This window comes from Actinocrinis sp. (assembly GCF_035946395.1).
In the GTDB taxonomy this organism is placed as follows: Bacteria; Actinomycetota; Actinomycetes; order Streptomycetales; family Catenulisporaceae; genus Actinocrinis.
In genome coordinates this window covers 1-9,470 of record NZ_DASYZI010000030.1, presented here as the reverse complement: position 1 = coordinate 9,470, position 9,470 = coordinate 1, and the positions used below count along the sequence as shown (strand labels likewise).

Here is a 9,470-nt window from a genome sequence, read left to right as displayed (position 1 = left end):
TCCCAGTCGTACTGCTCGATACCCTTCTGGCCGATGGTGACCGGACGCACCCGGACCGTGTCACGCGATTCGACGGTGATGTTGTGCGACGACCAGTAGCCGCCGAGCCCATACGTGTATCCGTGCGCCTTGAGCCAGAGCTCCGCTGCGCGGCTGTCCGCCGGCGCACCCGCGACGGCGGCATTGCTCGCCAACACGACGCCGAACGTCACGGCGAACAGGCTGAGCACCGCGATGTGCTTGCGGTGCACCATCCGGGGACCGAGTACCCGCGCCGCCGCGACGGCGCCGAGCGGCAGTGCGGCGGCGATCTCGCGGTCGCCGCCGGAGATCTGCGAGCTGAACATCAGGCCGATGATGTTGAGCAGGACGCCCACCGTGATCAGTTTGGCGATCCGGTCCCCGTCACTGTCTTCAGTGTCACCGCTGTCAGCGTCACCGTCGTCGCCGCCATCGTCTTGTGTGCTTCTGAACAGCCGTCGCGCGGTGATCGCGAGCGCCCAGGTCACCATCGCCGCGCCGAACAGGTGCAGCAGGATGATGTACGAGCGCGACAGTGGCAGGCCGAAGAAATCGGCGCTGAACACGCTCAGATACGACCTGACGGTGATCCAGAGCGCGTTCGGCATGTCGGCCGAGCCGTTGAAGATCATGTCCGGCGACGCCGCGCCGAAGCCGCCGAGTTGCTGGATCACCTTGTGGATCCCGGCCGCCGCGGCGACGGAGAGCGTCGCGGCGGCGAACAGCGAGGCCTCGTAGCGACGGTCGCCGCGGCCCTGCCACAGCCGCATCCCGCTGACGACGGCCATGCCGCCGCCCGCGATGAAGATCGTCGTGCTGTCGCTGGCCTCGGCCCACGTCAGCAGCACGAAGAGGACCACCGGCGTGAACCGGCGCCGCGGCAGACGCTCCACCGCCAGGAAGATGACCAGGAGCGGGACCGAGGTGCCGAAGTGGTCCGGCGAGCCGAGCAGCAGCGAACCGGAGCCGTGACCCGGCGCGAGCATCACCACCAGGACGATCAGGATCCTGACGAACGCCTCGACGCCGCGCGCCGCGCCGCGGCCCAGCCAGCAGGCCAGCAGCACGGCGAGGGTGTAGCTGAGCGCGGCGGCGACGTGCACCACGTCCCCGTTCAGCCCGTGCACCGCTTCGACCAGCATGTATTCGGGCAGCTCGGTGAAGTAGAAGCTGACGTCGGACAGGCTCCAGTTACTGAGCAGCACGTTGCCGTGCAGCATGTCCCACGCCTGCAACGCGTTGCTCGACCCGTCGGCGTTCAACGGTGTGAACCGCGCCTGGTGCAGATACAACAAGAACAGGGTGATCGTGGCGACCGGCACGCCCACCAGCACGACGACATGCGAGCGCAGCCAGTGCCGCGCGGTGGCGGCGAATCCCCTGTCGGCTCCCCCGTTCGACGGCCGCGAGGCGTCGGCGGCGGGCTCAGCCGCTGCCAACGCCTCGCCGGTGCCGTCCAGCAACTCCGGCATCAGCCCTCCGACCGATCCTTCCAGCTCCCCCGAATGACGCCGGTCAGGTGGTGTTTGAGAAGTGGGGTCGAATCAGGGCGCGGCGCATGGCACGTACGTCCGCAAAGCGGAGGGCTGTGTCCATGCTGGAGGTTCGGACACGGCCCGACGACGCGGCGAGCGTGCGTGGCAGGCGCCACGACCCCGGCCCCACTTCTCAAACAACCCTTAGAAACACCTCTTAGATGGTGCCGGCCTCGATTGCGTTCCCGATCCACGGGATGACCTCGTCCAGCATGACGTCCAGCGAGGTGGCCGCCTCGAAGCCGAGGATCCGCTTCGCCTTCTCGGTCGCGGGCACCCGGCGCTGCACGTCGTACTCGAACGGATCGTCGCTGACCACCGACAGCGGGACGTCCGGGCCCTTGGCCTTGCGCCAGATCGCCTCGGCCAACTGGAGCACCGTGGTGGCCTCGGCGGTGGACAGGTTGAAGTCCTCGTTCAGCGCGTCAGGGTGCTCCATCGCGGTCACGATGCCCGCGGCCAGGTCGCCGCCGTAGGTGTAGTGCCGCACCTGCTCGCCGCTGCCGAGGATGTGCAGCGGGTCCTGGCCCTTGAGCACCTTCTGCACCAGGTCGGGCACCACGTGGCTCATGGCGAGCTTGACGTTGCCGGACAGGATCTCCTCGTCGCCCAGCGCCCGCGACTCGCCGATCCCGACACAGTTGAACGGCCGCACGATCGTGTAAGGCAGCTTGTACTGGTCCCAGGCGGCGCGGGCGAAGTACTCGACGGCCAGCTTCTGGAAGCCGTAGGAGGACAGCGGCGGCGGGACCTCGCGCTCCTGCCCCTCGTGGGAGGGCCAGCTGTCGGTGGACTCGAACACCATCGACGAGGACAGGTAGGTGACCTTCTTCAGCCGCCCGGCCTTGTGCGCGGCGATGGCGGCGTCGCAGGACGCGGCGATGATCCGCTCGTTGGTGGCCAGCAGGTCGTAGGCGTAGGTGTGGAAGTACGAGATGCCGCCGATCATCGCGGCACCGGCGATGAAGTGGTCGACGTCCTCAAGCAGCGAGGTCATCAGGACCACGTCCCGGCAGTCGCCCTCGACGAGCCGGTAGTTCGGGTTGTCGTCGTACGACTTCTTGACCCGGCCGTACTTGGAGAAGTTGTCCACACCGACCACGGAGTAGCCGCGGCGCAGGAGTTCCTCGACGACATAGCCGCCGATGAATCCGGCCGAGCCGCTGATCAGTACTTTCTGCATGGTCAGTTCAGTCTTCCTTGGTCTCGGTGGTCGTCGCTCGTGAGAGTGATCGACGGTCCTGGCGGGCGCGCACCTGCTCGGCGGTCAGCCGGGGCCCGAAGGCGTACAGGTACCATTTGAAGTACTTCGGGATCCACTGGGCGACCCTGAAGTTCGACACCCCGGCCTGGCGGTCCAGCCAGATGGTCGGGATCTCGGCGACCGGGCGGCGCAGCCGCCGGGCCTTCGCGGTCAGCTCGATGCCGATCTCGAAGCCGGCCCGGCTCTCGATGCCGACCTCGCGCACGAAGTCGGTGGAGTAGGCCTTGAACGAGTTGGTGGCGTCGCGGGTGCCGATCCGGGCGAACACCCGCAGCGAGCGGCCGGCCGTCTTCGAGATCATGCCCTTGAGGTACGGCCCGCCGACCTGCTGGCCGCCGGCCATGTAGCGGGAGGCCGCGGCCACCGCCACGCCGCGCTCGACCAGCCGGGCCAGGTCGTCGATCTGGCGCGCGTCGTCGCAGCCGTCCGCCATGGTCACCACGGTGACCGGCGCGCTCGCGGTGTCGATGCCGAAGCGGATGGCGTTGGCCGGGCCGCGTCCGTAGGTGTTGACCACCAGGCGCAGCCGCAGCTCGTCGCGCGCGTACTCCTCGACGATCGGGATCGTCTCGTCCTCGGCGAAGTCGACGACGACGAGCACCTCGCACGGCAGCGAGACCGCCTCGAACAGCCGGTCCAGCACCGGCACTATGTCGGTCCCCTCGTTGTACGCGGGGATCACGATCGAGACGCGGGGTCCGGGCATGGCGTCGTCCGGCTGGTGGACGGTGAGCCGGTCCCGCGTCGCCGGTTGCACGGGGGCCGAAGAGTGGAGGCTCACGTTAGACCCGCACGCCCTGCCCGCGCACGTTCCAGATGTCCGCGACCGGCTTGTCGGTCTTCAGCTCGCGGTACTCGGGATGCGGGGTCGCGACGATCAGGATGTCGGAGCGCTCGATCACCTCGTCGAGCGGCAGCAGCGTCGGGTCGACCGTCACGTACGGGTCGGTGCACAGCACCTCGCCGGCCTTGAACTTCAGGATCCGGCGCAGCTTGTAGGACAGGCTGGAGCGGATGTCGTCGGACTCGGCCTTGAAGCCCATACCGAGGATGCCGACGGTCAGCTCGGACAGGTCGTGCTGCTCCTCAAGCTTGTGCACGAGATACAGCGGCATGCCCTCGTTGATGGTCATCGCGGTGTGGCCGAGGGCGAAGTTGTTGTTGTTGAACGCCGCCAGCTGCATGGTGTCCTTGAACAGGCACGGCCCGGCGGCGAAGCCCGCGCCCGGCATGTCCGCGGCCCGCGGATAGTCGAAGGCCAGCCCCTTGCGGATGCGGTCGAAGTCCAGGCCCTGGTCGTTGGCCATCATGTAGAACTGGTTGGCCGTGGCGAACTTGATGTAGCGCCAGACGTTGGTGAACAGCTTGGCCAGCTCCGCCTCCTCCGGCGAGAGCTCGACCACGGTCTCGGTCAGCAGCCCGAACAGCTTCTTGGCCCGCGCCAAGCCGTGCTCGGTACGGCTGGAGACGATCTGCGGGAGGCTGAACAGCTCGGTCATCGCCTTGCCCTCGGCGATCCGCTCGGGGCAGAACGCCACCGGCATGTCCACGCCGAGCCTGGCGACCATCTTCTCGACCAGCGCGGTCACCCCGGGGTAGACGGTGCTGCGCAACACCAGCAGCTGGCCGTCGCGGAAGTGCTCGGAGCATACGCCCAGCGCGCGCGGGATCGCGGTCTGATCCGGATTCAGGTGCTCGTCCACCGGCGTGCCGATGACGACGACCACGTTGGCCGAGGTGCCGACGATGGCCGGGTCGGTGGTGGCGAAGAGCCGGCCGTCAGCCACGACCCGCTCCAGCACCGGTCCGGCCCCGGGCTCGTCGAAGGGCAGCCGCGCCGCGTTGACCAGCTCGACCGCGTCGGCGCTGGTGTCGTAGATCCCCACGCTGGCCCCGCGGTCCGCGAAGGCGATGGCCAGAGGCAGCCCGACGTGGCCACATCCACCCACCACCACGACGTCTCTCGGGAAGTCCCCGGCCGCGTCTGTCATCTCTGAGCCCTCATTCCCCTGGCGATGTGCGAACTCCCGCCCCGAGCGGAGTCGACCGCCGTGCTTTGCCGATTCCGAATAGTGCGCCCGACGTGCGCGAAAGCAAACCTACAGGGAAAGCGGGCGGCGTCCGTCGGTACCCCGCATCCCTTGGACGCAGTACAACCCTAATCGGTTACATCATCCGCCGTGCGAATTACGCGGAGCGATCGGGGTAACCCGCCGCCGCGCTCTGGTAGTCGGCGGCCGACGGCAAGTAGGCGACGTTCGTACGGCCGGTCAGTCCGTCGCGCAGGCCGCGCAGGATCGCCGGGACGTGCGTGCGGCGGTGCGGTTCGAACACTGCGGTCGCGGCCAGCCAGCGGGCCATGAACAGCGCGTTGATCAGCGCGAAGCCGGGCAGGGCGCGTCCGTGCTCACGGGTGAGCACCATGCCGTTGCGCGCCACCCAGTAGTGCCGCCAGGCGGCGTAGTGCAGCACGCGGACCGGGACGAACAGCAGCCGGTGGTCGCGGCCGTCGCCGATCGAGTGCGGCATCGTGAGGTGCTTGTCCCGCACGATGCGTACGCCGGCCCGGCGCAGCCTCAGGCAGAAGTCGATGTCCACGCAGTCGACGAAGAAGTCCTCGCGGAAGCCCGGGACCGAGGTGAAGCACGAGCGGCGCACCAGCATCCCGGAGGTGATCACGCTGTAGCGGTCGGAGACGTCGCCGTGCAGGATCGACAGGGTCTCGTACTGCTCGCCCTTCTCGGCGTCCACCGGCGCCGGGCCGACCACGCCGATCGTCGGATCCTCCAGATGCCGGGCCAGGCCGGCGATCAGATCCGGCGGCAGCACCGAGTCCTGGTCGAGGAAGAGCACGGCGGCGGCGTCCGGCGGCACCTCGCGCAGCCCGAGGTTGAGCGCGGCGGCCAGCCCGAGGTTGCGCCCGGAGCGCAGGACTCTGACGTTCGGGTGGTCCAGCTTCTCGGCGGCCGAGGCGCTGTCGCCTGGAGTGTTGTCCGCGACCACGACCAGCGCGCAGCTGGCCAGCGCGCACTCCACGACCTGCGCCAGCCGCTCGTCGGGGTGATACGCGGTGACGATGGCGGTAATCGGTCCGATGACAGATTCACGCTGCGCGGGAGGCGCGGGCTGTGCAGGAGTTTCAGCGGACGGCACGGTAGGTGGCTCCCTCGGGCAGGTAGCGGAGGCTGACGCGGCCGAGCAGCCCGTCGCGCATGCCGCGCGCGAGCGCCGCGACGTGCCGCGCGCGCGCGTCCTCGAACGCCGCGCTACGCCACGTCCAGGACGCGAGGAACAGCACGGCCTTCAGCGCCCACCTGGGATCGCGCCGCAGGTTCTCACGCAGCAGTGTGGACGCGCCGCGTGCGATCCAGTAGAGCCGCCAAGCCGGGTAATGCACGATCTGGATACGCAGCGGCCCGCGCCCGTGCACCCGCCGATCACCGAGCGAGTGCGGCAGCTTCAGCCGCTGGTCCTGGACGATACGCAGGCCGGTGCGACGCAGCCGCAGGCAGAAGTCGATGTCCACGAAGTCGACGAAGAAGTCCTCGCGGAACCCGCCGACCCGCTCCAGCGCGCTGCGCCGGATGAGCATTCCAGACGTGATCACATCCGTCCGGTCGGCGACGTCGGAGCGAAGCGCGGCGAGCGTGTCGTACGAGGAGTCATGCGTCGCGTCCCAAGGCGTAGGTGCGGCAATCCCGATCGTCGGGTCGTCGAGGTAGCCGGCCAGCGCCGTGACGACGTCCCCGGGCAGCACGGAGTCCTGGTCGAGCAGCAGCACCGCCGAAGCGTCGTCCGGCAGTTCCCGGACACCCGCGTTCAACGCCGCGGCAAGGCCGACGTTCGCTCCAGAACGCAGAACCTTGACACGCTCGTCCGAGATCTTGTCAGCGACCGTCGGTTCGGTGCCGGGCGTGTTGTCGACGACCACGACGAACGCGCACGTCTCCAGCGCGGACTCGACGACAGCCGCAAGCCGCTCATCCGGGTGATACGCCGTCGCGACGGCAGCAATACGCACGCTCATGACATCCGACATCATCATCAGCCTCGCAGGCGCACACCGGGAGGATTGGCCCCCGCAGGCAGGTATCGGCGCGCACCGCGGTTCAGCACACCGTCGCGCACGCCGCGCATCAGCGCCGGCAGATGGTTGCGGCGGTCCGGCTCGAACAACGTGGTCGAGACGAACTTGCGCCCGAGGAAGACCGCCATGGGCACGAAGCCGAGCGGGTGTTGCCGCAGGTTGTCCATGGCGAACCGCATCCCGTTGCGGGCGATCCAGTAGTGCCGCCAGGCCGGGTAGTGGATCACCCGGACGGTGACCGGACCGACCTTGTGCTCGCGCCGGTCGCCCATCGAGTGCGGCAGCCTGATCCGGTAGTCCTGCACAATGCGCGCGCCACCGCGCCGCACGTCGACGCAGAACGCGATGTCCACGAAGTCGTTGAACAGGTCCTCGCGGAACGGAAACTCGTCGATCAGTTCACGCCGTACCAGCATGCCCGAGGTGATGACCGCCTCGCGGTCGGCGGTCGAGTCGTGCAAACCCGCACCGACGTTGTAAAAGGCCTCGTGCTTCGCGTCCCAAGGCGTCGGCGCCGCGATCCCGACGGCCGGATCGTCGCGCAGATGAGCGGCCAGCCCGGAAACCAGCCCCGCAGGCAGCACCGAGTCCTGGTCGAGCAGCAGCACGGCCTGCGCGTCCGGCGGCAACTCCTTGACGGCCACATTCAGCGCACCGCCGAGGCCGAGGTTCCGGCCGATCGGGATGACCCGGATGCGCGGATCGTCCAGCTTCGAGGCGAGGCTCGGCGAACCCTCGGGAGTGTTGTCCGCGACGATCACCCCCGCGCAGTCCGCCAGCGCGGACTCGACGACGGCCGCGAGCCGCTCGTCGGGGTGGTAGGCGGTCAGGATCGCCGTGACGCGGACCGCCGCATCGGACATCGCCGGATTTGACACAACCACGGCCGCCGAGCGTATCCGGTTATCTGGCATGTGGCTAATTGCCGCAGGTCAGGTAGCCCAATGAGCATCGTCCGGCCGCGGACGGACCATCCGCAGCCCGTGATGGGCCTCGAAGTCCTGGTAGTCCTTCAGGTCCAGCGTGGCCAGGGGCAGGGCTGTACGTCAGCGCCACGGCGGCGATCCACGTGTCGTTCTGCGACCGGTGGCGACCGCGAACGTGCCCGGCCGCGGACAGTTCTCCCCACTGATCGCACACTGCCTCGCTGCTGTGGATCGTCGCCACTCTGGCCAGCCGGTTCCGCAGCCCAGCCCGATTGTGCGGTGCCCGCGAACGGACCTCGGCCCACCTCGCCATCTCTCCATAAGTGACGAATGAGATGCACGGCTCGAAGTTGGCGATCGCGCTCAGAAGCGGCAGGGGGCGCTCTTGTACACAGCCTTGTACACGGCTGACGCCACGTCGGTGTCGAGCAGGACGGCAGGCAGGCTCACGCCAGGCTCTCGTTGCGCGACTCGCGTACGGCCTCGATGAACTCGTCGATCTCTGCACAGCCGCCAGGTTGCCGCCCTGGTCTGCTGTTCTTGCAGTTCAGGACGCCGGAGTCACGACAGGGGAAGGGGATAGGATGCGAGCCATGAAAATCCTGGTTACCGGCGGAGCCGGTTTCATCGGCTCCGAGTACGTGCGCGCGCTGCTCGGCGGCCGGCTGGACGACGGCGCGGACGCGAGTCTCCAGGTGACCGTGTACGACAAGCTGACCTATTCCGGCAATCTGGCCAATCTCGCGCCGGTGGCCGACGATCCGCGCTACTCGTTCGTCCGCGGCGACATCAACAACGCGGAACTGCTGGACCTGGTGCTGCCGGGGCACGACGCGATCGTGCACTTCGCGGCCGAGTCGCACGTGGACCGGTCGATCGCGGGCGCTTCCGACTTCGTCACCACGAACGTGCTCGGCACGCAGACGCTGCTGGACGCCGCGCGGCGCAACGGGATCACGCGGTTCCTGCACGTGTCCACCGACGAGGTCTACGGCTCGATCGACGAGGGCTCCTGGACCGAACAGTGGCCGCTCGCGCCGAACTCGCCGTACTCGGCGGCGAAGGCCGGGTCGGACCTGCTGGTGCTGTCGGCGCACCGCACGCACCAGCTCGACGCCGTGGTGACCCGCTGCTCGAACAACTACGGGCACTACCACTTCCCGGAGAAGATGATCCCGCGGTTCATCACGAACCTGATGGACGGCAAGCACGTGCCGCTATTCGGCGACGGCGGCAACGTCCGGGACTGGCTGCACGTGTCCGACCACGTGCGCGGCATCCACCTGGCGCTGACCAAGGGCCGCGCGGGCGAGGTCTACAACATCGGCGGTGGCACCGAGATGTCCAACAAGGAGCTGACCGAGCGGCTGCTGGAAGCCTGCGGCGCGGACTGGGGCAGCGTGGACAACGTCGAGGACCGCAAGGGCCACGACCGGCGCTACTCGCTCGACATCACCAAGATCAGCCGCGAGCTGGGCTACGCCCCGCAGGTGGAGTTCCGCGACGGCCTGGCACAAACCGTCCAGTGGTACCGGGAGAACCGCGCCTGGTGGGAGCCGCTCAAGGCGAAGGCGGCCCTGTAGTCATGCGCTGGCTGGTCACCGGTGCCGCCGGGATGCTCGGCCGCGAGGTCACGG

At 68.5% G+C, this 9,470-nt stretch carries 8 protein-coding genes; 1 reads left to right on the top strand and 7 read right to left on the bottom strand.

The window, feature by feature from the left end; all coding sequences use genetic code 11:
• The 7 genes from VGS97_RS02435 to VGS97_RS02405 form a co-directional block, all read right to left on the bottom strand.
• Positions 1–1,493, bottom strand: a 1,493-nt coding sequence (locus VGS97_RS02435) for a hypothetical protein (RefSeq protein ID WP_326851502.1), incomplete at its 3' end; no start/stop codon positions are given.
• A 220-nt stretch (positions 1,494–1,713) separates the two neighbouring features.
• Positions 1,714–2,739 (bottom strand): NAD-dependent epimerase/dehydratase family protein, encoded by a 1,026-nt coding sequence (locus tag VGS97_RS02430; RefSeq protein WP_326851501.1) that lies wholly within the window; start codon positions 2,737–2,739, stop codon positions 1,714–1,716.
• A gap of 7 nt (positions 2,740–2,746) precedes the next feature.
• Complete coding sequence (locus VGS97_RS02425) at positions 2,747–3,526, bottom strand: glycosyltransferase (protein WP_349261951.1); 780 nt, start codon at positions 3,524–3,526, stop codon at positions 2,747–2,749.
• A 76-nt stretch (positions 3,527–3,602) separates the two neighbouring features.
• Positions 3,603–4,811, bottom strand: a complete 1,209-nt coding sequence (locus VGS97_RS02420; RefSeq protein WP_326851499.1) for a nucleotide sugar dehydrogenase — start codon at positions 4,809–4,811, stop codon at positions 3,603–3,605.
• 196 nt (positions 4,812–5,007) lie between these two features.
• Complete coding sequence (locus VGS97_RS02415) at positions 5,008–5,973, bottom strand: glycosyltransferase (RefSeq protein ID WP_326851498.1); 966 nt, start codon at positions 5,971–5,973, stop codon at positions 5,008–5,010.
• On the bottom strand, positions 5,960–6,847 hold the full coding sequence (locus VGS97_RS02410; protein WP_326851497.1) for a glycosyltransferase: 888 nt from the start codon (positions 6,845–6,847) through the stop codon (positions 5,960–5,962). The genes VGS97_RS02415 and VGS97_RS02410 overlap by 14 nt, the downstream gene beginning before the upstream one ends.
• Before the next feature lie 17 nt (positions 6,848–6,864).
• Positions 6,865–7,770, bottom strand: coding sequence for a glycosyltransferase (locus VGS97_RS02405; RefSeq protein WP_326851496.1), 906 nt, complete (start codon positions 7,768–7,770; stop codon positions 6,865–6,867).
• A 656-nt stretch (positions 7,771–8,426) separates the two neighbouring features.
• Here VGS97_RS02405 and rfbB point away from each other — a divergent pair.
• A complete protein-coding gene (rfbB, locus tag VGS97_RS02400) occupies positions 8,427–9,416 on the top strand; it encodes a dTDP-glucose 4,6-dehydratase (protein WP_326851495.1) in 990 nt (329 codons plus the stop codon).
• Positions 9,417–9,470: the final 54 nt, after the last annotated feature.

What these genes read in the sequence shown, in the direction of transcription:
- VGS97_RS02430 (WP_326851501.1), bottom strand. Translation starts at nt 2,739, where the DNA reads ATGCAGAAAGTACTGATCAGCGGCTCGGCCGGATTCATCGGCGGCTAT.
- VGS97_RS02410 (WP_326851497.1), bottom strand. Translation starts at nt 6,847, where the DNA reads ATGAGCGTGCGTATTGCTGCCGTCGCGACGGCGTATCACCCGGATGAG.
- rfbB (WP_326851495.1), top strand. Translation starts at nt 8,427, where the DNA reads ATGAAAATCCTGGTTACCGGCGGAGCCGGTTTCATCGGCTCCGAGTAC.
- VGS97_RS02405 (WP_326851496.1), bottom strand. Translation starts at nt 7,770, where the DNA reads ATGTCCGATGCGGCGGTCCGCGTCACGGCGATCCTGACCGCCTACCAC.
- VGS97_RS02420 (WP_326851499.1), bottom strand. Translation starts at nt 4,811, where the DNA reads ATGACAGACGCGGCCGGGGACTTCCCGAGAGACGTCGTGGTGGTGGGT.
- VGS97_RS02425 (WP_349261951.1), bottom strand. Translation starts at nt 3,526, where the DNA reads ATGCCCGGACCCCGCGTCTCGATCGTGATCCCCGCGTACAACGAGGGG.